Origin of the sequence: Metapseudomonas boanensis, from assembly GCF_042232855.1 — a bacterium.
Lineage (GTDB): Bacteria > Pseudomonadota > Gammaproteobacteria > Pseudomonadales > Pseudomonadaceae > Metapseudomonas > Metapseudomonas boanensis.
Map to the genome: position 1 here is coordinate 4,974,818 of NZ_CP113889.1, position 23,259 is coordinate 4,998,076.

Annotated in this window: 18 protein-coding genes and 2 pseudogenes; 7 read left to right on the top strand and 13 right to left on the bottom strand. The window is 61.9% G+C overall.

Annotated elements, in window-relative coordinates; all coding sequences use genetic code 11:
* The first annotated feature begins 73 nt into the window (after window positions 1-73).
* On the top strand, window positions 74-460 hold the full coding sequence (locus tag OXH74_RS23240; RefSeq protein ID WP_375739055.1) for a VOC family protein: 387 nt from the start codon (window positions 74-76) through the stop codon (window positions 458-460).
* 773 nt (window positions 461-1,233) lie between these two features.
* Here the strand turns inward: OXH74_RS23240 and OXH74_RS23245 are convergent.
* From OXH74_RS23245 to OXH74_RS23275, 7 genes and pseudogenes are all read right to left on the bottom strand, one after another.
* Window positions 1,234-1,440 (bottom strand): annotated as a pseudogene (locus tag OXH74_RS23245) (transposase); the annotation flags it as partial.
* Window positions 1,441-1,540: 100 nt separating this feature from the next.
* Window positions 1,541-2,197 carry a DUF2931 family protein gene (locus OXH74_RS23250; RefSeq protein ID WP_375739056.1) on the bottom strand — a complete coding sequence of 219 codons (657 nt, stop codon included), beginning with the start codon at window positions 2,195-2,197 and terminating at the stop codon, window positions 1,541-1,543.
* The gene (locus OXH74_RS23255) at window positions 2,190-4,040 is read right to left on the bottom strand and encodes a PAAR domain-containing protein (RefSeq protein WP_375739057.1); all 1,851 of its coding nucleotides are present in this window, start codon (window positions 4,038-4,040) and stop codon (window positions 2,190-2,192) included. Before OXH74_RS23255 ends, OXH74_RS23250 begins: the two co-directional genes overlap by 8 nt.
* A 521-nt stretch (window positions 4,041-4,561) precedes the next feature.
* Window positions 4,562-6,157, bottom strand: a complete 1,596-nt coding sequence (locus OXH74_RS23260; protein ID WP_375739058.1) for an MFS transporter — start codon at window positions 6,155-6,157, stop codon at window positions 4,562-4,564.
* Window positions 6,154-7,250 (bottom strand): annotated as a pseudogene (locus OXH74_RS23265) (HlyD family secretion protein). The gene OXH74_RS23260 and the pseudogene OXH74_RS23265 overlap by 4 nt, the downstream one beginning before the upstream one ends.
* An 87-nt stretch (window positions 7,251-7,337) precedes the next feature.
* Window positions 7,338-7,751 carry a cupin domain-containing protein gene (locus tag OXH74_RS23270; protein WP_375739059.1) on the bottom strand — a complete coding sequence of 138 codons (414 nt, stop codon included), beginning with the start codon at window positions 7,749-7,751 and terminating at the stop codon, window positions 7,338-7,340.
* Between the two features lie 82 nt (window positions 7,752-7,833).
* A complete protein-coding gene (locus OXH74_RS23275; RefSeq protein ID WP_375739060.1) occupies window positions 7,834-8,595 on the bottom strand; it encodes an SDR family oxidoreductase in 762 nt (253 codons plus the stop codon).
* 259 nt (window positions 8,596-8,854) lie between these two features.
* Between OXH74_RS23275 and OXH74_RS23280 the strand changes: the two genes are divergently transcribed.
* A complete protein-coding gene (locus OXH74_RS23280; protein WP_375739061.1) occupies window positions 8,855-10,453 on the top strand; it encodes a winged helix-turn-helix domain-containing tetratricopeptide repeat protein in 1,599 nt (532 codons plus the stop codon).
* 126 nt (window positions 10,454-10,579) lie between these two features.
* Here the strand turns inward: OXH74_RS23280 and OXH74_RS23285 are convergent, their stop codons facing one another.
* The 5 genes from OXH74_RS23285 to OXH74_RS23305 form a co-directional block, all read right to left on the bottom strand.
* On the bottom strand, window positions 10,580-11,728 hold the full coding sequence (locus OXH74_RS23285) for a DUF1624 domain-containing protein (RefSeq protein WP_375739062.1): 1,149 nt from the start codon (window positions 11,726-11,728) through the stop codon (window positions 10,580-10,582).
* A gap of 373 nt (window positions 11,729-12,101) precedes the next feature.
* Entirely contained in the window at window positions 12,102-12,593 is a 492-nt protein-coding gene (locus OXH74_RS23290; RefSeq protein WP_375739063.1) for a GNAT family N-acetyltransferase, read from the bottom strand.
* Between the two features lie 457 nt (window positions 12,594-13,050).
* On the bottom strand, window positions 13,051-15,414 hold the full coding sequence (locus OXH74_RS23295) for a DNA polymerase II (protein WP_375739064.1): 2,364 nt from the start codon (window positions 15,412-15,414) through the stop codon (window positions 13,051-13,053).
* 133 nt (window positions 15,415-15,547) lie between these two features.
* Window positions 15,548-15,796, bottom strand: coding sequence for a hypothetical protein (locus OXH74_RS23300; RefSeq protein ID WP_375739065.1), 249 nt, complete (start codon window positions 15,794-15,796; stop codon window positions 15,548-15,550).
* Between the two features lie 87 nt (window positions 15,797-15,883).
* A complete protein-coding gene (locus tag OXH74_RS23305; protein WP_375739066.1) occupies window positions 15,884-17,083 on the bottom strand; it encodes an NAD(P)/FAD-dependent oxidoreductase in 1,200 nt (399 codons plus the stop codon).
* 363 nt (window positions 17,084-17,446) lie between these two features.
* Here OXH74_RS23305 and OXH74_RS23310 point away from each other — a divergent pair, with 363 nt between their 5' ends.
* Together OXH74_RS23310 and OXH74_RS23315 are read left to right on the top strand one after the other, a co-directional pair.
* A complete protein-coding gene (locus OXH74_RS23310) occupies window positions 17,447-17,971 on the top strand; it encodes an RrF2 family transcriptional regulator (protein ID WP_375739067.1) in 525 nt (174 codons plus the stop codon).
* A gap of 126 nt (window positions 17,972-18,097) precedes the next feature.
* On the top strand, window positions 18,098-18,637 hold the full coding sequence (locus tag OXH74_RS23315) for a cysteine hydrolase family protein (protein ID WP_215374896.1): 540 nt from the start codon (window positions 18,098-18,100) through the stop codon (window positions 18,635-18,637).
* A 26-nt stretch (window positions 18,638-18,663) separates the two neighbouring features.
* Here the strand turns inward: OXH74_RS23315 and OXH74_RS23320 are convergent, their stop codons facing one another.
* The gene (locus tag OXH74_RS23320) at window positions 18,664-19,140 is read right to left on the bottom strand and encodes an Lrp/AsnC family transcriptional regulator (protein ID WP_375739068.1); all 477 of its coding nucleotides are present in this window, start codon (window positions 19,138-19,140) and stop codon (window positions 18,664-18,666) included.
* Between the two features lie 147 nt (window positions 19,141-19,287).
* Here OXH74_RS23320 and OXH74_RS23325 point away from each other — a divergent pair, with 147 nt between their 5' ends.
* The 3 genes from OXH74_RS23325 (at window position 19,288) to OXH74_RS23335 (ending at window position 23,011) form a co-directional block, all read left to right on the top strand.
* A complete protein-coding gene (locus OXH74_RS23325; RefSeq protein WP_375739069.1) occupies window positions 19,288-20,541 on the top strand; it encodes a Zn-dependent hydrolase in 1,254 nt (417 codons plus the stop codon).
* Window positions 20,542-20,620: 79 nt separating this feature from the next.
* On the top strand, window positions 20,621-21,859 hold the full coding sequence (locus OXH74_RS23330; protein ID WP_375739070.1) for a diaminopropionate ammonia-lyase: 1,239 nt from the start codon (window positions 20,621-20,623) through the stop codon (window positions 21,857-21,859).
* Between the two features lie 99 nt (window positions 21,860-21,958).
* Window positions 21,959-23,011 (top strand): aldo/keto reductase, encoded by a 1,053-nt coding sequence (locus tag OXH74_RS23335; RefSeq protein ID WP_375739071.1) that lies wholly within the window; start codon window positions 21,959-21,961, stop codon window positions 23,009-23,011.
* Window positions 23,012-23,259 lie beyond the last annotated feature (248 nt).

Consider the following 23,259-nt stretch of genomic DNA (forward strand, 5'->3'; position numbering starts at 1 on the left):
GTATTACGCTCGCCGAAAGTGCTCCCAACATGCTCGAGGGTTGGACGCCCCCATCAAGATGGAGGAGAGATCCATGAAGATCGTTGTAACGAGTGTGCTCGTTGACGACCAGGCGAAAGCATTGGCTTTCTACCGGGACGTGCTCGGTTTTGAGCTAAAGCACGACATCCCTATGGGCGAGCATCGCTGGCTTACGCTCACATCCCCCGGCGATCCCGACGGGGTTGAGTTGCTGCTGGAGCCCGACGTCCACCCTGCCGCGAGGCCATTCAAATCGGCGATCAAACAGGACGGAATACCCTATACGTCCTTCGGGGTCGAAGATGTGCACGCGGAATATGCCCGGCTTTGCGCAGCCGGTGTCCGTTTCACCCAGCCGCCGACTGCCATGGGGGCGGTCACCACCGCTGTATTCGACGACACTTGCGGCAATCTCATCCAGATCGCCCAACCGGCTTGAACCGCTGACTGCGCCTGCCAACGACCAGAACGGGCGGAAAGCTTCCCTCCTCGCAGGCAGCCTCCGGCTAGCAGCAGCCCCCCCGCCGCCGGCTGACCGAGCCAAAGTTTCGGAGCGCAGCTCATTCAGCGGGTTCCAGGACGCCCCGCAAGCGCTCCTGGTTCTCTGGGAGCGGACGGGGCGAGCGGCCGACATGTTGAGGGCCACAGCGACGCGAATCAGCGCCTCCAACGCCATCTGGCAATCTCGCCCCGGGATTATCGCAAGCGTTTCTCGCGATAGCCCGGTGGAGGCACACGATGCTGCCTGCCGGAAATCTGTTGCTCTGCCATCCGCATCGAGTCGGAAGCTGCCTGCCGGCCATGGCCGCTATGGGCCCAGGAGCAGACGTTTAGAGCAGGAAAAGTAAATGTGTTCCCTTTTTACCGAAGGTGGCCGCTGCACCCTGAAAACTTGAGCAAGCGTGGGCGGATCGGCTTCTTCTGACGTGCTTGCGGATAAGCGTCAGCGCACTGCCGAGGTCTCTGTAGTGGTCTACTGATTCCGGACACCGATTTAGAAATAATGGGGCAGATTTATTCTTCTGCTCCGCCCGCTATAAGCCCAGACCGTTTAAAAACGCACCAAGCGATAGCGATCGACTGCTGAGTGATTTTCTGAGTACCAAGAGGCCGTGGGAGACGCAATCAGGCGCAATTTGTGATTCTGGTTGTTATGAACACTTCCGGCTTCGGCGCGCCTGTTGAGAGGGGACAGGACTCCTAAAGCAAGCCTCAGGCCTTCATCGCGGCCATCACGCTGCCCAGCAAGTTAAATACGCGCTTGAGATTGTAGGCGAGCACATGCAGGCTCATCTCGGTACTCACCCGGTCGAGCGTTCTCGTGAGGAAGTGGGCGGCGCCCATCCAGGACTTCAGCGTGCCGAACGGGTGCTCGACCGTTTGGCGGCGGATCCGCATCATCTCGGGCGCTTGATCCAACCAGCGGGCGCAGCTCACGATTGCGCTCGCTATAGGATTGATGAGCGATCAATCATTACTTTTGGATCGGGCCAGCAACTGAGCCCATAGGGGTATGGGCTCACCAGGAACCATAGGGAATCCCGAACTTCTCAATGTAGGCTTTGGACTCCGGCTCCAATGGCAAGGCATATTGGTCGCCGCTCTGGCCTCCATCCGGGCCTTCCTTCACGACAGTACCCTGCACCCGCGCCACGTCGATGGCAGAGAGGCAAGCGCCCATGAGCCAGACCCTGGCGATGCCTCCAGGCGCGAGTCCAACCGTCAGCACATCGCGATAGCCAGTGATCCACTTAGCGTCGGCTTGGCAGAATGCCTTTTCTCCCTTCACCATCGCCTGCCGCGTGGCCTCGGGAATAACGAGATAGGCCTCGTAGGTCTGCGGCTCGGCCAGCGACTGCCAGCGCACATAAATCAGCCGTGGCAGGTCGGCCCCCAGTACCTGCTTGCCCGCCCCCGCCCCAGGCCGCTCCGGCCAACCGCGAGGATCGCCGGTAAGGTCTTTCGGGGTATTGATCGCGGCAATCCCGCTCATGGCGCGGCGAAACACGCGCTCCTGCACGTCCACCGCGTCGGCGGTCTCGATCCACACTTCCATGTAGTTCGGTGCAAACAAGCCCAGCCGCCACGAATCATACGGCAGCCGATGGGCACCGTTGGCACAGCCAGCCAGCCATAGCAGCAGCCCCAACCACACTGCGGCTCGGAACTTAGTCATTGGGTTGCTCCTTGCGCTGCATGCCCGCAGCCGGGCGGTTGATGAAGACGACATCCAGCGCGCTGTTGTTCCAGCCCTTGGCGGCATTCCAGTGGGCCGAGAGATGGATGTAGCGGCGGCGCAGCAGGGTGGCTTCCTCAGTGGTCAGCGGTGAGAACGCTTCGCGCAGGGCAAAGGCCTGGAGTTTGGCAGCGATAGGTTGCAGCTCGGCGGGCAAGGCGAAGGCCTGAGTGTTCGGCACTGCTCTAAATGCCACCCCAGTGCGCACCGCCAGCTCCCGCATGATTCGCAGGTATACCAGCGACAGCTCGCCGCGCACCTCACGCTCGCTGGCGATGGCGGCGTACACGCGCTTTTCGGCCAGGGTGTCCCGCGCTCGGTGCTGGGCGGGTACCGCCCAGGTGACGATATCGAGCCCCTCGGGCGGCACATAGGCCAGCCAGTGGCGCGCCTCCTGATTGAAGCGCAGTTTGGTGCGCGAAAAGGCGGCACTGCGCTCGTTGGCGAGCAGGTCGAGTTCGACACTGCTGTCCGGCTTGCTCAACAGAAGCTTCTCCCGCATCAAGGGCAGGTAGCCGCCGCCGATGTCCGAATGGCAGCCAGGGAGTACGATGTCCTGCTCGGCCTGGGTCAGGGAGAAATTGTGACGGTACTCATCCCCGGCCACCAAGTGGACCACCTGGCGGGCCATGCCGGGGGCGAGCCGCAGCTGGAGCCCGGGGTTGTCGGCATTGTGCGGGCTGAAATCGCCCTCGCCCAGCGCGACGATGCCGGCCACAGTGTCGAACAGCCCAATGAAGTTGAGGACAAAGTCGCTGCGATGGCGCCAGGTGAACCCGGACACCAAGAAGGGCGAGCCGGCGGGCAGCGACCGGGCCAGCACGCTGTTCGGCCCCTTGAGCAGGTCATTGGCACAGTGGCGCGCCGCCGCCGCGCCCCGACTAAATCCGAACAAATCAATCTCGATCCGACGGATCTTGAGGCTGGGATTAGCATCTCGTAGCAACCGTAATTGCTTCAGAGCCACTGCTGGCATCTGTTCGACCCGCGCCACCACGCCGGTCTCTCCCCGACCGCTGCCCTGGCTGTAAACAGAGTCACCCAGGCCGCTGCGGGTGCCTATGCCTTCGAGATAAACCTTGAGATAGGCCTCTTCTGTCCCAGACGGCAGCTGTTCCTCGGCCTGATCCAGATAGAGGCCGTAGAGACGCGCGACGTTGCTGACTTCATTGCCGTAGCTGTTGTCCGGCGTGTTGCCTTTGCCGTCATAGCCGTAGGTGGCGCAGTATTGGCGAATGTCCTCGCCGACCTCTGCCGACATCCCCAAGTTGACCGCATAGCATCCAGCCGTTGCGGCACTATTGGCCTGGTTGTTGCCGGTGCCGTCGAAGAACAGCCCCAGGCGCAGCACGATGCCGGCCTCCTCCAGCTCCTCCTCTTCTTCCTCCTCTTCCAGCAGATTGTGCGCGGCCGGCTTGGGGGAAGTCCTCAAGGGCGGTGCGGCAAGCGGTACCGCAGCAACGGCGGGCGAAGAGATGGTTGTCGCGGCTTTGGCTTCACCGCGATCCGACTGATAGGTAGCGCTGAACAACGATGGCAGCAGCCTGGCCCTGCACGGGCAGCCGCTGAGGCTATCGAGGGTGCCCGCCACCGGAGATCCGTGGCTGTGGATGAACGAGACTCTGCCTATGATCCGGTAGACCTTTCCATCCTTGCCGCAGGAAACCCGATCCCCCTGGCGAGCATGCGCAATGCCGAACATCATGACGCGATGATCTGCTTCCAGCACAACGCCACCACAGGTGGTCTTGTCGCCGCGACGAATGAAATATCCGATAGCCACTGAATTCCCTCTCTACAAGTCGCCCCACGCGGGTAGGGCGCACCTTTCCATTGACGATGGAGGCACCGACTCACCAGCAGACTGGTGTTGAGCAAGGCACCTAGTCCAAGGCTCTGCGGATGGTGTGTCGCAAGTAAATAGGAAAAGTCCGAAAGCCCTGGGGCAGGGTCAGAATCATCAGTGCGGTGGATCACATTCACTGTATTGGGTGGGTCAGAACCTCCAGCGCCGATGTGTCACAATCACTCGAATTGGGCGTCAACAGCTCTGGAATACACAGTTGGGTGAACGTTCCTTTATCTGCGGCGATCGCTAAAGCATTGCAGATGCACTCCTGACGCCAATGCTCGACGACCTGGCTGCCGTCCCCAGACCGACCGGTTGGCTGGAGCGCTGGCCGCGGCTTCGTACCTTTCGTGACCGCACGCAATCGTGCCCATCCGGCCGTGCCGTGCTACGGGCTCGTGACCTGAAGGACGCGTAGGGAGAATCCGATCCAGTGCTGGTTGGCGTGGGCTGTCTCACGCTACGGCTCGCGCGGCGCGCACTTTCGCGTATTTCGAGAATCCGATCTTGATGCCGACCAGCACGGGGGCGGCGGCTACAAAAAGCAGGGCAACTGCGTTGAACGCGGTGTCGAAGGCAATCACACTGGACTGACCTGACACGAGCCGGCCCAGCAGGCTCGTCGCTGCCCGGCTAGCGGCCGCTGCATCCATCCCTTTCACCGTCAGCATGGCTGTCGTGGTCGTCAACCGCTCGATGACCGAGGTCCCCCCTGCGGTGACGTCAGTGCCGAGAACCACGACATTGGTGACGACGTTGTGGTCGATCAGTGTCTGAAGTCCTGCAACCCCCATCAGGCCACCCAACTGGCGACCGGTGTTGAAGAGGCCGATTCCACAGGCGAGATTTCGGCTGTTGAGGTTGCTGAAAGCGATCAGCGTGATCGATAGAAACAGAAAGCCAAGCCCCAAGCCGCGCAGCAAGATGGCCGCCATCATGTCGTCGGCGCCGCTTTCGCTGGTCGAACCGGACAGCATCCACATCGCCACCATGATCATCAGGATTCCAAAGGGCACAGTAGCAAACGGCGGAACGCGGCGGACCTGCATGAGAAAGGCAGCAAGGAGGAGCGCACCGATGAAAAAAGCGCCACTGGGCAACAGGAGCTGGCCGGCATCGGTAGGCGTGAACGCGAGGACGGACAGGGCGAACGCCAGAATCAGGAACGCGCTGCCGAACAAGGCTGCACCGGCGACAAAACTGACGATAAAGGCGAAGGAAAAATCACTCGATTTGAACAGGTTGAAGTCGAGCATACCTTGGCCTTTGGCTAACACTTGCTGGCCGAGAAATGCCAGCAGGGCGGCTGTACCGATCACGCTCAGCCACAGGATGTGAGGCTCCTCGAACCAGTCCCATCGACTGCCCTGGCTGAGAACATAGGTGAAACAGAAAAGGGTGGCAGCGATCAGCGAAAAACCAATCCAGTCAAACGGACTGGGCCGGGTCTTGATGGGCATTGGACGGTCAGCAATCAGCAGAAGTCCGGTAGCCGCCAATGCAATCGGAACAACGCTGAAGAAAATCCATGTCCAGGATTGGCTGTCGATCAACCATCCTTGGAGGGCCGGGGCGATCGTCGCAGGCGCAACAACGGCCCCCATGGCAAACAGGGCCTGATGGATGGGTTGATGGGCGCGCTGATAGGCGCGAAATATGGCCACTTGGCCCCCGACCAGCAGGGTGCCGCCGGCGAAGCCCTGAACAATGCGAAGTGCGACCAGCAGGTCCAGCCGTGCGCTGATGGCGGCAATAGCGCACGCCAGGCCCATCACCAGGGTCGAGCCGATGATTACATGCCGCGGATAGAAGCGGCTCATCAACCAAGGGGCGGTCATGAACCCGATCAGCTTGAACGCGGTGTAGCCGATATCCAACCAGGCAAACTCATCAGACGTTGCATAGATGTCGCCGATGATGTCGCTGCGTCCGAGAGACAGAACTGTGCTGGCGATCGCTTCTGTCAGTGCGGCAAGCACGATACCCGCAATGAGAAGGACGCCGGTCGTTGCTCTGCCGGTGCTCGGCATGGCGGTGGCAGTCGTGTTCATGAGCCGCCCCCTTGCGCAACCTCGACACGCGCGGACAGGCCAGGAACGATGCGCCCTGGTAACGGATTGTGGGCAAGCCGGATCTTTACCGGAACGCGCTGCACGACACGCACGAAGTTCCCGGTCGCGTTGTCCGTGGGGAGCAAGCTGAACGCCGACCCACTACCCGGAGCAAAGCTGTCGACCACACCTTCAAGTGCCCCGTCGGGGTAGCCGTCGACCGTGATGCGCGCGCTCTGACCGGGGCGGATATGTTCGGCTGGGTTTCCTTGAAGTTCGCCACGACCCATACATCATTGACCGGCACGATATCGAGCAAGGAAGCGCCCGGGGTAACGAACCGGCCGATGCGAACCTGGCGGTTACCGATAACGCCATCGATTGGCGCGCGTACCACCGTGCTGTCGAGATCGATCTGGGCCAGATCGCGGGCGGCTTGTGCCTGTGTCACAGCAGCAACGGCAGCTTCTCGCTGGGCCACCAGGACAGAAATGTGTTGCTGTTGCGCCTCCACCGATGCCGATGCTGCCGATACGACCGCCTCGGCTCTGGATCGTGCCGTGCCGGTTTCATCGACCAGGGCTTGGCTGACCGCGTTGCTGACGATAAGTTTGCGGCTACGATCATGGGTCTTGGTCGCCAGATTCATCTCGGCTGCGGCCGAACGTCTTTGGGCTTGCGCCTGTCGAATCAGGGCCCGCTGAAGCTGGGTCTGGGCATCGACATGGGTCAGGCGAGCCTGGGCAGCGCTGACATTGGCCACGGCTTGCGCAAGCCGTGCGCGATAGTCCCGGTCATCGATGCGGAACAGGACGTCGCCCGCCCGGACGGTTTGATTGTCCTCCACCTCCACCGCCGTGACGTAGCCGGCAACCTTGGCGGCGAGAGAGGTGACGTCTCCGCGCACATAGGCGTTGTCGGTCGAGACCTCGCCGCTCGACAGAGCCATGGCCCCCCCGGCAGCCACAACCACGACTGCGCCTACACACAGCAGCAAGCCGATCATCTTTCTCTTGTTTTGCCGCACCACTACGACACCATTCTCTGAGCTTGCGCCGGTGGCGATGGCGATCTTGCCCTTGAGCGATTTCATTTCTCGTGTCCTGTTCAATGCCAATGACCCCGGCAGCCCAGGCGGAAGTCGCCTGGGCTGCCGAGCGTCGACCGGCGCGTAGATCAACTATTTCTTGGCGGGCGTGACGAGTTCCTTTTCGTTGCTGTCGAGGACGAACACGGCCAAGAGGCGTGCAGGTTCCGTATCACTGGCGTTCGCACTTACGCCGTGAAAGGAGCCAGGCTCTTCGACGAAGTTTTCGCCGACCTTGTAGACCTTCTCCGGGGTGCCGTTGACGCTGCTGCGGACCGCACCCTCAAGGACCGTTGCATAGATGAAGGCAGAGCGCGGATGCAGGTGGGCCGGCGACGCGGCGCCCGGCGCGTACTCGACAAGCACCCCCTTCATGCTCTTGCCAGGGACGTTCGGAAGGGGGCGATCGAATACGACCGTCACCTTGCCTGGGGGCGGGTCACCGGCCGAAGCTGTGGTGATCGAGAACGCTGCGAAAACAGCGGATAAGAGATAGCGAGTGAGCATGGCAACTCTCCTTGGTCGATATGTTTCGTGGAGGCGCGGCCCGGGAGCAGGTCGACGCTTTGCTGGTTTGTCCTTGGGCGCCTCAGCGCCCCGCTTGCGCTGTTGACTGGCCAAGCCAGTCCTCGAAGTGGATTACGCCCAGGCGCGGGTTCTTGCCGGGGGTCAACGATTGATCGTCGAGCAAGGCGCCGAAGTAGCGCGCATGCACGTCCGGCACGACCTTGCGCGTGTCTTGAGTTGCCCTCAGAAAGCGCCTGACCAGCTCGTCAAGTGGCATGGCCTCGGGACCGGCGATTTCGACCGTGCCATTGACCGGTATTGCCAGTGTGAGATCGGCGAGTGCCGCCACCACGTCGTCGGACGCTATCGGCTGGATCAGTGCCGGCGACAGGCAAATCTCCTCGCCAACGGTGGCCGACTGCGCGATACCGCCGACAAACTCGAAAAACTGCGTGGCACGCACGATGGTGTAAGGAATGCCGGACGCCTTGATGAGGTTTTCCTGCGCGACTTTGGCCCGGAAATAGCCGTTCTCGGGAAGCCGTTCGCTACCGACAATCGACAAGGCAACGTGATGGCGGACGCCAGCGGCCGCTTCCGCAGCCAGCAGGTTACGGCCCGACGTTTCGAAAAATTCGAGGACGGCCTTGTCCTCCCACGAGGGCGCATTCGCCACGTCGACGACGATCTCTGCACCATCCATCGCTTCGGCCAGGCCCACGCGGGTGATGCTGTTCACGCCCGTATTGGGAGAGCCTGCGAGCACGTCGTGGCCGCGCTCGCGGAGGTTCTTCACAAGTTTCGATCCGATGAGGCCAGTGCCTCCGATGACGACGATCTTCATGGCTTCTCTCCGCTTTCCGACGGCAACCATTTGCTGTCGATCTAGAGAAAGAGTGCCTGCGCATATGGGGGAAGTCCTTGTGGCGTCCTTGAGTTTGCCTCCGGCCATGCTTGTTTTTTCGTCCAAAGGCGCCGTTGGCAGACGGGCATTCCTTGCCGTGGGCAATGCGGCGACTCAGGCGCTGCCGTAATATCGATAGCACCTACTAATCGCCAACTTGGACACGGAGTCGAGGGCGCTCGACTCGGGGATACTCACCTTGCAATTCGCCTTTGAAGACTACGTGCTCGATCAGGAGCGCCGGGAACTGACCTTGCGCGGGCAAGTCGTGGCCGTCGGGCCGCAGGTCTTCGATCTATTGCTGCAGCTTGTCAGCAACCACGATCGCGTCGTCAGCAAGGATGACCTGCTCCAGGCGGTATGGGGCGGCCGGATCGTCTCGGAATCGACCGTCACCAGCCACATCAACGCGGTGCGCAAGGCAATCGGCGATACCGGTGAAGAGCAGCGCCTGGTGCGCACGGTCGCCCGCAAGGGTTACCGCTTCGTCGGCCAGATCAAAGTCGACGAGCGCGACGAAACGCGACAACCGGACTGGCCAGGCACCGGCGAGCGCGCGGCCATTGACTCGACGCAAACGCCTCCAGCCGCGCTCGTGCTGCCGGACAAGCCCTCCATTACCGTCTTGCCCTTCCACAACCTGAGCGGCGATCCAGATCAGGACTATTTCGCCGACGGCATGGTCGAGGACATCATCGCCGCCCTGTCGCGTATCCGTTGGCTGTTTGTCATCGCGCGCAATTCGAGTTTTACCTACAAAGGCCGGACGGTGGACGTCAAGGGCGTCGGACAGGAACTCGGTGTGCGCTACGTGCTCGAAGGTAGCGTGCGCAAGTCCGGGAACAAGGTACGCATCACCGGACAGCTCATCGACGCGACGACCGGGATGCATATCTGGGCGGAGCGCTTCGAAGGGATGCTCCACGACATCTTCGAGCTGCAGGATCAAATTACCGAAAGCGTCGTCGGCGCTATCGCGCCGCAGCTCGAACGGGCGGAAATCGAACGTGCCAAACGCAAACCGACAGAAAGCCTGGACGCCTATGACTATTACCTGCGTGGAATGGCAAAACTGCACAGCGGCACCCGCGAAGCCATCGAGGAGGCACTGCCGCTGTTCTACAAGGCCATCGAGCTCGATCCAGAGTTTGCATCGGCCTATGGCATGGCGGCCTGGTGCCACTTCTGGCGCAAGGTGAATGGCTGGATGACCGATCGGACGCGCGAGATCACCGAGGGCGTACGACTCGCACGTTTGGCGGTGGAGCTCGGCCGAGATGATGCGGTGGCGCTGACGCGAGGCGGACATGCACTTGGCCATCTCGCCGGCGATGTCGATGGTGGAATTGCCCTCCTCGACAGGGCACGCCTACTCAATCCCAACCTCGCCCCCGCCTGGTACCTCGGCGGTATCCTGCGCGCACTTCGCGGTGAAACAGACGCCGCGATTGAAAACCTGACGCATGCCACTCGCTTGAGTCCGCTAGATCCGGAAATGTTCCGGATGCAGATCGGGATGGCGCTCGCGCACTTCTTCGCCGGGCGCTTCGACGCCGCTTCAACCTGGTCGGAAAAGGCTCTGGGCAACCTGCCGAGCCTCCTGGTTCCGGTTGCCCTGGTGGCGGCCAGTCATGCGCTAGCCGGACGGATGGACAAAGCGAAGCAGGCGATGCAGCGCCTACACGAGCTGGATCCAGCTTTGCGCGTCTCCAACCTGAAGGACTGGCTGCCAATCCAACGGCCCGAGGATCTCGCGCGGTTCGCCGATGGACTGCGGCTGGCTGGGTTGCCCGAGTGACCGGCCGGCGAACGTGATCTGGGGGCCAATCGCGCCAGATCGAGTACTGGAGCGCCATCACTGATCCTCCAGCCTTTCTTGCCCGTGCCGCAATCCGCTACAGCAGGTTGGATCCGCCGGATTTCTCTAGAAGTATTTCAACCAGGTCATGTCTCGGCGGAGCGCCTTCAACCGGGCAAACCAACACACCGGCAGATACAGCCCCACCGCCAGTAGCGCCGTCGTCAACCACAATGCCGAAACCGAGTCGAACCCGAAGTACTGCCCGTGGTTGGGGCCCCAGATTGCCAGGCAGGCCACGTAGAGCGCCTTCAACACATAGAGGTGGAGCAGGTAGAAGAACATCGGAGCAGCACCGAACCCCGCCAGCCATCGGACCAGATGGCCATCGCCGCGACGCTCGAGAACCACCAGCAGCAGCACGCCCACCCCCAGCGTCAGCGCCAGGAATAGCAGGGATGGCGGATACTTGGTGACGTTAAGGAAGCTCATCAGCGTCTGGACGACGGTTTCCCCAGTGAACCAAGGCTTCTCGCCATAGCCGTTGAACAGGCGCAATACCAGGAACGCAACCAGCGCAGAGACGCCTGACGTGAGCAGCCAACGGTAACGCCGGTCAGCATCGCTCGCTCGGGCGAACCAGGGGCCGATGGCATAGCCCAACGCAATCACACCGATCCAGGGCAGCACCGGATAGGAGGTGCGTAGGCGCAGCCCCTCGGACACCTCGATCCAGCTGCGGTCATGCAACACTGCCCATGGGATGTGAAACCAGGACGCCGCGGAGAAATGCACGCCATCGAGCAGGTTGTGCCCGCCAATGAGCAGGAGCGCCAGGGCGATCAGAAACGCTCGCGGCAGCCAGATCAGCGCAGAGAGTGCCAGCATGCTCAAGCCGATGGCCCAGATCACCTGCAGATAGATCACACTGGGCGGTAGTTGGAAAGTCCAGGCGAAGTTCACCAGGGTGATCTCCAGCATGACCAGAAACAGCCCGCGCTTGAAGAGAAAGCTGGAAACCGCGCTGCGCCCGGCCTGCCTCTCGCCGTAGAGGAAGGCCGATAAGCCGGTCAGGAGAATGAACACGGGTGCACAGAGATGCGCAAGCGTACGACTGGCGAACAGAGCGGGATCAGTCTGCAGGACGTCCATGGGATCTAATACCTGCAGGTGCAGGTAAAAGGTCTCTCTGACGTGATCCAGCAGCATGAACAGAATGACCAGACCACGCAGGGCGTCGATCGAATGGAGGCGGGTCGAGGGGGATAAGGTCATGGAGGGCAACTCATGAAATGTAATATAATTACATTTCATTTAGCCCCTGCCAATTCGCCTTGATCAAGGCTTGACGATACCCCGTCGCAGACCTGCCCTACTCCCCGCCAAGCGCGCCGCATAGCGACCGGGCTCCGCGAGGGTGGCTGCCGCTTGGGCCCACGCATCCCACCCACGCCCCCATTGGAGATCCACCGCCTGCATTACGCCGAGTCTTCGCCGGTCAGATTGGCCCGCTCTCGGTCCAGGTGGGAGCAAGCGATCCAGAATTTGCTGTCTCAGCCCGAGAGCAAGGGGTACCTACCGTCGGCAGTTGACCAAGAGCAGGCATTTGTATAGGCCTACGAAACTGGGGACCACCAATGGTGATCGATCACTGGACGATCTTTGCCATCTCGCTGGTAGCCACCCAGCCCAGTCCTTCATAGACGGGTTTACCGCTCGCGGTCGCATGCAGTACCGCGAAACTCAGCCCACGCTGGACAAACTCAGCTTCGGCCAACTTCATCAGCGCAGAAGCCAGTCCCCGGCGTCGGTAACCGGGTTCGACGTACACATTGAGCACATAGCCGCGCTGATCCAAGGTCGGATGGGACGGATGGGGCGGCCAGTCGATATTCATCAAGCCTATGGCAGCCACCGGCTGCTCGTCCTCCATCAGCGCGAAACCGTAGTAGCGCCCATCGAGCAATCGCTCGCGCAACCAGGGCCGGAAGTGCTCGGTCATCAATCGCAGTGCCGATGGCTCTCCTCCCGCTTCCAGGAACATCGTCTCGCGCTGAACACAGATGAGTTCGAGGTCATTCGGAACCAACCGACGCGCCGTCAACCCTGAAAAATGAATACCACCGGGAATCTCATTCATCGCAAGCACCTTGGTAAGGGAGACGATGCTAGATCGGATCAAATGGCAATGTCAGACACAGAGTGAACTCAAATTTTTCATACAGTGATCACAGCACAGACCGGCCGCACGTGGTTTCAACGGCGTGCCGGGTCTGGAAATCGGTAAGTGGCTAGCAAGGCAAGCGTCTGCCACAGGAATGTTTGGCTACGGGTCTCACCCCTTCTTTCCTATCAGAGCGACAGGGTTCGATGTCTGCTTTCTTTGGGCAGCATGTTGGGACACGATCCTTGTGAGCGTACCGCCTGCCCACACGGCCATTCGACAAGCCCCTACGCCAATGCAGGAACCGCTCCTGCTGATCGGTTGAAGCCCTGCGGCCCGTCTGGAAGCGCAGAGGACTGACCTCAATCCGAGGCTCCTACCCAGGCTCCGACTGATGTCTGGACCAAAACCTGCTGACTGGCGAACAACCGATTCAGAAAAGGCCGAGCTGTCCATCGATCAAGCGGCTGAAGTCTGCCTGCACGAAGGGCAGAATCGCATCCGCCACTGGTTGCAGCTGGCGGGTCACGTAGTGGTCGTAGTCGATGGGCGCGCGCCGGGTTTCCAAAGGCTCCGGACCGGCTGTGGTGATCACATAGCTGATCCATCCACCGCTCTGGTACTGGAGCGGCCGCCCCTGGCGGGCGTTGTAGTCATCGGCGATGCGCGCCGCGCGTACGTGCGGCGGCACGTTGCGCAGGTAGTCGTCCAGTCGACGGCGCAAGCGCTTGCGATACACCAGCAGGTCGTCCAGTTCGCCCGCCAGGGTACGGCGCACGTATTCGCGCACGTAGTCCTCGAAGGGCTGCTGGTTGAAGATGCGCTGGTAAAGCTCCTGCTGGAACTGCTGGGCCAGCGGTGACCAGTCGGTGCGCACGGTCTCCAGCCCCTTGAAGACCATCTGCTCGCTGCCGTCCGCACACCTGACCAAGCCGGCGTAGCGCTTCTTGCTACCCTCCTCCGCCCCACGGATGGTCGGCATCAGGAAGCGCCGGTAATGCGTTTCGAACTGCAACTCCAACGCACTATCCAGGCCGAACTCATCCTGCAGGTATTCACGCCACCACTGGTTGACCCGCTGAACCAACGCCCGGCCGATGCGCGTTGCGTCCTCTTCCGCGTGGGCGCGGCGGAGCCAGACGAAGGTGGAGTCGGTGTCGCCGTAGATCACCGCATAGCCCTCGGCCTCGATCAGCTCCCGCGTGCGGCGCATGATCTCGTGGCCGCGCATGGTGATGGACGAGGCCAGGCGTGGGTCGAAGAAGCGACAGCCGCTGGAACCGAGCACACCGTAGAAGGCGTTCATGATGATTTTGAGCGCCTGCGAGAGCGGCTTGTTGTGCTCGCGCTTGGCTATATCGCGGCCCTCCCACACGCGCGCCACGATGGCCGGCAAGCAATGCCTGGTGCGCGAGAAGCGCGCCCCACGAAAGCCTGGTACCGAGTCGGTGTCGTCAGGATGTTTGAGGCCTTCCACCAGCCCTATCGGGTCGATCAGGAAGGTGCGAATGATCGACGGATAGAGGCTTTTGTAATCCAGCACCAGCACCGACTCGTACAGACCGGGCCGCGAGTCCATCACGAAGCCGCCGGGGCTCGCCTCCGGCATCCGCTCGCCAAGGTTGGGTGCGACGAAGCCCTGACGGTGCATCAGCGGCATGTACAGGTGAGTGAAGGCTGCCACCGAGCCGCCGCTACGATCCGCGGGCAGGCCGGTGACCGTGGCGCGCTCAAGCAGGAAGGTCAGCAGCTCGGTCTTCTCGAAGATGCGCGTCACCAGCTCGCAGTCCTTGAGGTTGTAGCGCGCCAGGGCGGGCTTGTCCTCGGTAAACATGCGGTCGATTTCGTCCATGCGCTGGTAAGGGTTGTCGATGGACTTGCCTTCGCCGAGAAGGGTCTGTGCGACGTTCTCCAGGCTGAACGAAGGGAAGCTCCAGGTGGCTGAGCGAAGTGCCTCGATGCCATCGATGATCAGCCTTCCGGCGGCGTCCGCGAAGTAGTGGTTGTTGCGACTGCCGTGCTCGCGCCAGCCCATCTCATCGCCACCGCGGCCAAGCCGCAAGGGTACCTTCAGGCGCTGGGCATGGTCGCGCAACACGCGCAGGTCGAACTGCACCAGGTTCCAGCCGATGATTGCATCAGGATCATGGCGGGCCAGCCATTCGTTCAGCCGTTCAACCAGCTGGCCACGGCTGTCGCAGTACTCCAGGCGGAATTCGAGCGCATCGCCCTGCCCGTTCGCCGGGCCGAGCATGTAGACCTGGCGCTGACCGCAGCCTTCGAGGGCTATGGAGTACAAATCGCCATGGGCATTGGTCTCGATGTCGAGGGAGACCAGCTTCAACGCCGGGCGATAGTCCGGCGCGGGCTTCATCTGCGCGTCGAGCAGCACGCCGCTGCCGTCTGGCGTACCGCCGAACAGCACCGGCGCGGTGATGAAACGCTCCATCAGGTAACGTTCTGGCGGACGGATGTCGGCCTCGTACACGTCCACACCCGCGCCCCGCAGCAGCTTGTCGAGGCGCATCAACTGGCGGTGTTGCTGACAGTACAGACCAACCACGGGGCGATGGCGAAAGTCACACAATCCCAACGGGCGCAGTTCGACGTCACGCTCGCCGCGCAGCAGCGTCTCGGCGCGTTCGCGTTGTTCCGCCGGAATGAAGGCAACCGAGGTCTGGAGCGGTATACGAATTCGCCGGGAGCCTTCATCGGTCGCCAGCCAGAACTCGACTTCCGCGCCGGCGGACGTATCGCGCCAGTGTCGGGTCAGGACGAAACCCAGATGTAGATCCACCGCAGCAACCTTGAAAAAACCTTCAATGGCGTGATTCTACTTGTCTTCAACCGTGGGGCCTCATTCGTCGGCGTCTGCTGGCCACAATTGCCACATGGGATGGATCGGAACGGTACCCATCGCTCGCGCCTGGTCACTCCGAGGATGCCGAATCAGCAGTCGCAAACTCCATCCCAAGCATCCAGTCGATCCTCAGGGCCGACAACAGCAGACGCTGAACCGGGTCGGTGGATGGAGCCATCGCCAGGTGTAGCCGCCATGAGCGCCCGTCGCCGGATTGCGCCTCCAGCTCCCAGACGTCGCCGGGCAAGAACTCAGTGACGAAGTGCGCGATGACCGACTGCGCCACAGCACGGGTTGAAAGCAGGACTGTCAGGGACATGGAGAACTCCTGGGAGTCGCTTGTGCATGAACGACCGCCCCGTCGTTCGACGGGGCGGAAACTGCATTGACCAGAGGTCTGCCGTGATCAGACCACGGGGATCATCGGATCCGCCGCCGCCAGCGCTTCGGCACGATTTGCCGCCGGCGGGTAGATCCAGATGCTGTTGATCTGGGTCTTGAGCTGCTTGCCGGCCTCCCGCACGAACTTGATCTGGCGATCCCAGCCCTCGGTAAAGACCGCGCCCCAGCCACCCAGGTCCAGGCAGGTCACATACTTGGGCTGGCTGTAGGGGATTGGCTCGACGCCGAGCAGGCTGGCGGCCACGTTGTTGCCGGCCGAACGGCCCAGGGCGATTGCGTGCTGGCAGGTCATCAGCGCGTAATTGCCCTCGTCATCGGTCGCGGCGTAGGCGACATCGCCAGTGGCGAACACATCGGCGTGGCCGAGCACCTGGAGGTTGCGATCCACATGCAGGCGGCCGAAGCGGTCACGCTCTGCCGGAACCTGTTCGGTCAACGAGCTGGCGCGCACGCCTACGGTCCAGATTACCGTCTTGGCCTCGATGCGTTGGCCATCCGCCAGGGTGACACCGTCAGCGTCGACCGACGCCACCGTGCTATTCAGCCTCCACTCGACGCCCAACTCTGCCGAAGCCTCCGCAATGAGCGGACGCGGGCCGTCGCCCAGGGCGGCGCCGATCTCGCTGCCACGATCCACGACGATCACGCGGATGTCGGCATCCGCGCCCAAGGCGGAACGCAGGCGGGCCGGCATTTCGGTGGCGGTCTCGATCCCGGTGAAACCACCACCCGCGACGACCACGGTATTGCGGGCGCTCGACGCCGGCAGCTGGCTCAGGGATTTGATGTGTTGCTCCAGGCGCACGGCTTCTTCGATCTGATCGACGTCGAAGGCATGCTCGACACCTGCCAGGCCCGGGCGGAGGACTTTGCTGCCACTGGCCAGGACGAGCCGGTCATAGACCAGTTCGCCGGCCACGCCCTGCCCATCGCGGTACTCGACTTTCTTGCCTGCCACGTCGATCCGATCGGCCATGCCTTTGACGAATCGCACTCCGACGGCTTCGAAAAGCTCACCGAGTGGCGCGCTCATCTTATGCACGTCCGCCTCATAGAAGCGCGGGCGAATGCGCAACTCGGCCTGGGGTGCCAGGACTACCACCTCGGTATCTGTGTGACCGTGCAGGTCGAGCAGTCGAGCCGCGCTCAGGGCGCTCCACATGCCACCAAAGCCAGCGCCGACGATCAGAATGCGTTGTTTCATGCTTGTCTCCAGATTGGGAAAGGAATCGTGTTCCAAACGAATGCACACAGGCATCGAGTCGAACGGTACGGGATGGGCAGGCTTGTCAGCAGTGCTGGTTTTGCGTCATCGCTCATCTCATAACTACGACTTTAATAGTCGTAGTTAATGTGAGCAAGCTTTTTCCCTTGCTCCGGCCGCCGCTCGTCGCCATCATTTCTCCAGCGAGGCTCGTGAACAGCACTGAATCTTATAAAATGCGAACATTAAGCAGAGGAAAAGAGCCGCATCGGCGGCAACAAACAACCGCTTCCCGGGGTAAAAGGCTTGTGAAGGCCCTGGATAAGCCGCAGATTAGTACGACTACTATTGTCGGAGTTAAAGATGGCTCTTTATAGCGCAGGGGTGGAGTACGGCATCCACTGCCTCCTCTACCTGGCGGATGAGAAGGGAGACAGCCGCGAGTCCAGCGTCCGCGCCCTGGCCGAACTGCAGGGTGTGCCTCAGGAGCTGCTGGCCAAGGTGTTCACCAGACTGGCGAAAGCGAATCTGGTGGTCGCCACCGAAGGCGTGCGGGGAGGCTTCAAGCTGGCTAGGCCGGCCGATGAGATCACGGTGCTCGATATCGTTCGGGCCATCGATGGGCAGAAATCCATCTTCGAGTGTCGCGACATCAGGGGGCGGTGCGCCGTCTTCGATGGCTCGCCTCCGGACTGGGCTCTGAGCGGCACCTGCGCGATTCACGCGGTCATGCAGACGGCCCAGAAACGAATGGAAGAAGCGCTGGCCCAGCAAACGGTCCTCGATCTGGTGCGACGGGTTGGTCGCAAGGCTCCCCCCGGTTTCAATGAGGAGATCGTCCGCTGGATGGATATGCGTCGCGAAAGCAAGGCAAATGCTGACTCATAGCGGCACCCGCACAGGGCAAAAGGTAGGGCCTGGGCGCCTTCAATTCGAGTGCGCAAACGTAATCCGGAACCAGCTACTTCCGCCCCCACATCCCTTGCCCCCAGGTCAACTCCAAGGAAACGCGCCATGACCACTGCACTCCTGATCATCGACGTCCAACAAGCACTTTGCACCGGGGAAGAAGTAGCCTTCGATATCGACCGGGTCATTGAACGAATCAATGCGCTTAGCGAAAAAGCACGAAACGCTGGCGCGCCGGTCCTTCTGATCCAGCATGAAGAAGTCGACGGGCCTTTTCAGTTCGCCACGGATGGTTGGCAGCTCGCCGAAGGGCTGAATGTGCAGCCGGAGGACATTCGAGTTCGCAAGACGACGCCAGACTCCTTCCACCGGACCGAGTTGAGCCAATTGCTAAAGGAGCGTGACATCACCAGGCTTGTGATGTGCGGCTTGCAGAGCGACTTCTGTGTAGACACGACCGTCCGGCGCGCACTGGCACTGGGATATGACGTGGTGCTCGCAGGGGACGCGCATTCGACTGTGGACAACGGCGTCCTGACTGCTGCGCAGATTACGGCCCATCACAACATCACCTTGGGGAACATGACGAGCTTCGGCCATCGGGCGGTCATCACCCCCGCGAGCGACGTACGAATCGAAGCCTGACGCATCGCCCGGGAGCGGGTCCCGGTTCATCCATTAGCCACCGCTCCCGTCGGCACTTCCAGTCCAACCTTGACGTTGCCCATGGAGACCAGCGTCTTGAAGCGTTTGACGTTGTTGTTCTCGAAGAACAGTTGCCGGGTCAGCTCGGTGTACTGCTCCATGCTGGTCACGCTCAGCACCAGCACGAAGTCCCACTCACCGGCGACGTAGTAGCACTGCTGCACCTGTGGGCACGCCGCGAAGCTACGCTTCATGGCGTCCAGCAGGTCGATGCGCTCACTTTCCACCTCCACCTCGGCAATGATGGTCAGTGGGTGGCCCAACGCTGCCGGGTCGACCAGGGCGACTCGCTTCCTGATCACACCTTCGGCGCTGAGACGTTTGAGGCGGCGGTTGACTGCAGCAGGTGAAAGGCTCACCCGCTCTCCCAGCTCGCTCTGCTGCAAGTCGGCATCCCGCTGGACTTCGGCCAGCAGCTTGAGGTCGTAGGCATCGAGACTCATGTCAGCTCCTGAAATTCTATTGATCAAACACCCCAAAATTAGAAATCAGAGTGCGGAGTATCTCGCAAAAGTGAGCATGAAAGGCGCAACCCAAGCAATAAAATTTCACTTCAGACGCAGCGGCACCTGAACCGAGGAGAAAGCAGCATGCACGAGCCCGAGCTGAAACTGGATGGGGCAACGCTCCTGACCCAGATCCGTGAACTGGGCGAGATCGGCCTGGATCAGGAGTTGGGTGGCCGCACGCGCATCGCACTGACCGATGACGAAAAAGCCGGCCGCGACCTGGTGCGCCGCTGGATGCACGAGCTGGATCTGGAGGTACGAATCGATCGTATCGGCAATATCTTCGGCACCCTGCGCTCGCCCAGCGATGACGGCTCGCAAGCGCCGCTGATGCTGGGGTCCCATATCGACACAGTGACCAACGCCGGCGCGCTGGATGGTTGCTATGGCGTGCTCGCTGGCCTGGCCGTGATCCGTGCTTTTCGCGCAGCCAGGCTCATACCGACGCGCTCGCTGTGCATCGCCGCCTTCACCAACGAAGAAGGTGTGCGCTATCAGCCGGACATGATGGGTTCGCTGGTCCACGCTGGCGGTCTGACGCTGGAGGCGGCGCTGGCCAGCATCGGCACTGACGCCAGCCGCCTGGGCGAAGAGCTGGCCCGCATTGGCTACGCCGGGGACCTGGAGCCAGGCTCGATCGTGCCGCACGAGTACCTGGAACTGCATATCGAGCAGGGCCCGATTCTGGCAGCGGAGAACACGGTCATTGGCGTGGTGGAGAACCTTCAGGGCATTTCCTGGCAGCAGATCACCATCCACGGCAGCGCGAACCATGCCGGCACTACGCCGACGAGGCTGCGGCATGACGCTGGCTGGGTCGCCAGTGCCGTGGTTCATCACCTGCGCGAGATCGCCGAAGACTCCGGCGGCAGCACTCTGGCCACCGTTGGCTGCATGCGTTTCGAGCCCAATGTGATCAATGTGATTCCGCGCAAGGCAACCTTCACCGTGGACCTGCGCGACCCGGACGAAGGGCGCTTGCAGGCCGCCGAGCAGCGTCTGGCAGACTTCCTAGCCCGCTCCGCCGAGGCAGAAGGCGTGGGCATCCACAGCGAGCAGTTGGCGCGCTTCGAACCGGTGACCTTCGACGCGCAACTGGCCGACGAAATCGAAGCTTCGGCCAGCCGGCTGGGGCTTACCCACCGTCGCATCACGTCCGGGGCCGGCCACGATGCCCAGATGATCGCCCGCATTGCACCGGCGGCCATGATCTTTGTGCCTAGCCAAGACGGGATCAGCCATAACCCCCGCGAACACACTGACGACGACCAGCTGATCAAGGGAGCCGAGGTGCTGCTGGACGTAGCGCTGCGGCGTCTCGACGTGACCCGCTGAATCGATCAGCCCTTCTCCCGTCTGCGGGAAAGAGGCCAGGCGCTCACCTTCATTATTTGCAGCGAATCTGGAGCATCCGATGCTGACCCGCAACCCGCAAGCCACCTTCGCCCCCTACCCTGCCGATCTGCAGCAGTTCATGAACGTGCACAAGGCTCGCGAAAGCCGCGCCTGGCTGTCGAGCTGGAAGATGCTCCGCCCCAGCGCAACGCCGCTCTGGAGCCTCCCGGATCTGGCCAGCCAACTGGGCCTTGGCGGGTTGAGCGTCAAGGATGAGTCAATGCGCTCGCCCCTGGGCAGCTTCAAGGCACTCGGCGCACCGATCGCCCTGGTACGCCTGATCCTGCGACTGTTCCCGAGCCTGAGCTTCGACCCTCAGCGGCTGCTGGCCGGTGATTATGAAAGACAGTTGGACAACTTCACGGTGATCAGCGCCACCGACGGCAACCACGGCCGCGCCCTGGCAGCAGCTGCGCAGAGCGTCGGCTGTCGCTGCGCGATCGTGCTGCATGCCCACGTCAGTCAGGAGCGCGAGCAGGCCATCGCGGACTACGGCGCCAAGATCGTGCGGATCTCCGGTAACTACGATGCATCGGTCACCGAAGCGGCCCGCCTGGCCGCTGAAAACGGCTGGCAGGTGGTCTCCGACACCTCCTATGACGGCTACGAAATCATCCCGTGCGATGTGATGCAGGGCTACGGCATCATCGCTGCCGAGATCGTCGAGCAGGCCGGCAATGGGGCCTTCACGCACGTATTCCTGCAAGGAGGTGTCGGCGGGCTGGCGGCAGGCATCGCCAGCTATTTCTGGGAAATTGACCGATCGGGCCGCCCGACCTTTATCGTGGTCGAGCCGCAGCAAGCTGACTGCCTGTACCAGAGCGCGCTACGGGGCGAGGCAGCGAACGCGACCGGCTCGGTGGACTCGGTGATGGCGGGCCTGGCCTGCGGTGAAACCTCTCCCCTGGCCTGGAAGTTCCTGCAACCCGGAGTCGATTGGTTCATGACCGTCGACGATTCCGACGCCGTGGCGGCGATGCGCACCCTGGCGGCAGGCAACGAGCGAGACATACCGATCGTCTCGGGCGAGTCCGGCGCGGCCGGACTGGCAGGGCTTGCCGCGCTATGCCGCGATTCCCGACTGGCCGAGCAGGTCGGGCTGAATGCCGGCTCGCGCGTCCTGCTGATCAGTACCGAGGGAGATACCGCGCCTGGGATGTATCAGGAGCTGACTGGCGAATCCGGGCAGTCGGTGCGCAGCCGCCAGTCGGCCTGGCGGCACGACAAACGCTGCCCCGAATGCCTTCACGACCAATAGCATTTCTCGATTCCTGCGATGGACTAGATTCAGCGACGAAGTCTGAAAATTCACATATGATGACCGAAATATAAAGAACCACCCACGCAGGAGAACAACATGCGCTACACCACATTTGGACGCCGGACCGGCCTTCGCGTTTCCGAACTGGCCTTGGGTACGGGTAACTTCGGTACCGGCTGGGGCCACGGCGCAGAACGGGAAGAAGCCAAGAGGATTTTCGACGGGTACGTCGAGGCCGGTGGCAACTTCTTCGATACCGCCAATGGCTACCAGGCGGGCCAGTCGGAAGTCCTTCTTGGCGAGTTCATCGCCGCGCAGCGTGATGACTTCGTGATCGCAACCAAGTACACCATGGGCACGACACCTGCTGCCGGTCTTTCACGGACGGGCAATAGCCGCAAGAACATGGTTCGTGCCGTCGAGGAAAGCCTCAAGCGCCTGAACACGGATCGCATCGACCTGCTCTGGGCGCACATTACCGACGGCGCTACACCGATGGACGAAATCCTTCGTGGCTTCGATGACCTGGTCAGCGCCGGCAAGATTCATTACGCCGGGCTTTCCAACTTCCCGGCATGGCGTATCGCACGCGCCGATCTCCTGGCAGACGTACGGGGTTGGGCACCTCTGGCGGGGATCCAGCTGGAATACAGCCTGGCCGAGCGAACCGCTGACCGGGAGCTGCTGCCGATGGCCGAAGCCCTGGGGCTGGCGGTCACCCAGTGGTCGCCCCTCGGCGGTGGGTTCCTCACCGGCAAGTACCGCACCAGCACCGATGACACCCGTGCCACCAAGCTCGGCATGCTGGTCCATGGCGAGAAGAGCGCGCGTGAAACCGCCATCCTCGACGCCCTCCTCGCCGTGGCGGCCGAACAAGGCACGACGGCAACCCAGGTCGCCATTGCCTGGCTGCTGCACAACGCCCGCCGCTCCAGCACTGCGATGATTCCGATCCTGGGTTCGCGTACCCGCGAACAGTTCGACGCCACCCTCGGCGCGCTGGACGTAGCACTCACCGAGGAGCAGTTCGACCGGCTCAGCGCCGCCAGCGCAGTGCCGCTTGGTGTGCCCCATGAGCAGGCGGGTGAGATGGCACAGCAACTGGCTGGAGGCCAGGACCTGCGACCACCGATAATTCCGGTCGTCTAATCACGCAAACACTCACGCAGGCCGCCTAGGTTCACCGGCTGCCGGAGTCACTCAAGGCCTCCGGAAAAATCATCCTGAACCCCTGGGCCGAATGATTATCGCGCGATGCCCTGCCAATTGCCGGGCATTGCGCTGCCAAACCACGGGGAACGTCCAATTTTCCATGGACTATAATTGCCATGGTTTTCGCCCTTGATCGACAGGGAATATTGCCAAGTTGTTCGGGAAGCTGACGGACAGTCAGCCGA

Coding starts and splice junctions, on each gene's coding strand:
- OXH74_RS23315 (WP_215374896.1), top strand. CDS start 18,098: ATGACCACTGCACTCCTGATCATCGACGTCCAACAAGCACTTTGCACC.
- OXH74_RS23330 (WP_375739070.1), top strand. CDS start 20,621: ATGCTGACCCGCAACCCGCAAGCCACCTTCGCCCCCTACCCTGCCGAT.
- OXH74_RS23335 (WP_375739071.1), top strand. CDS start 21,959: ATGCGCTACACCACATTTGGACGCCGGACCGGCCTTCGCGTTTCCGAA.
- OXH74_RS23240 (WP_375739055.1), top strand. CDS start 74: ATGAAGATCGTTGTAACGAGTGTGCTCGTTGACGACCAGGCGAAAGCA.
- OXH74_RS23320 (WP_375739068.1), bottom strand. CDS start 19,140: ATGAGTCTCGATGCCTACGACCTCAAGCTGCTGGCCGAAGTCCAGCGG.
- OXH74_RS23300 (WP_375739065.1), bottom strand. CDS start 15,796: ATGTCCCTGACAGTCCTGCTTTCAACCCGTGCTGTGGCGCAGTCGGTC.
- OXH74_RS23270 (WP_375739059.1), bottom strand. CDS start 7,751: ATGCTCACTCGCTATCTCTTATCCGCTGTTTTCGCAGCGTTCTCGATC.
- OXH74_RS23250 (WP_375739056.1), bottom strand. CDS start 2,197: ATGACTAAGTTCCGAGCCGCAGTGTGGTTGGGGCTGCTGCTATGGCTG.
- OXH74_RS23290 (WP_375739063.1), bottom strand. CDS start 12,593: ATGAATGAGATTCCCGGTGGTATTCATTTTTCAGGGTTGACGGCGCGT.
- OXH74_RS23260 (WP_375739058.1), bottom strand. CDS start 6,157: ATGAACACGACTGCCACCGCCATGCCGAGCACCGGCAGAGCAACGACC.
- OXH74_RS23285 (WP_375739062.1), bottom strand. CDS start 11,728: ATGACCTTATCCCCCTCGACCCGCCTCCATTCGATCGACGCCCTGCGT.
- OXH74_RS23305 (WP_375739066.1), bottom strand. CDS start 17,083: ATGAAACAACGCATTCTGATCGTCGGCGCTGGCTTTGGTGGCATGTGG.
- OXH74_RS23275 (WP_375739060.1), bottom strand. CDS start 8,595: ATGAAGATCGTCGTCATCGGAGGCACTGGCCTCATCGGATCGAAACTT.
- OXH74_RS23310 (WP_375739067.1), top strand. CDS start 17,447: ATGGCTCTTTATAGCGCAGGGGTGGAGTACGGCATCCACTGCCTCCTC.
- OXH74_RS23325 (WP_375739069.1), top strand. CDS start 19,288: ATGCACGAGCCCGAGCTGAAACTGGATGGGGCAACGCTCCTGACCCAG.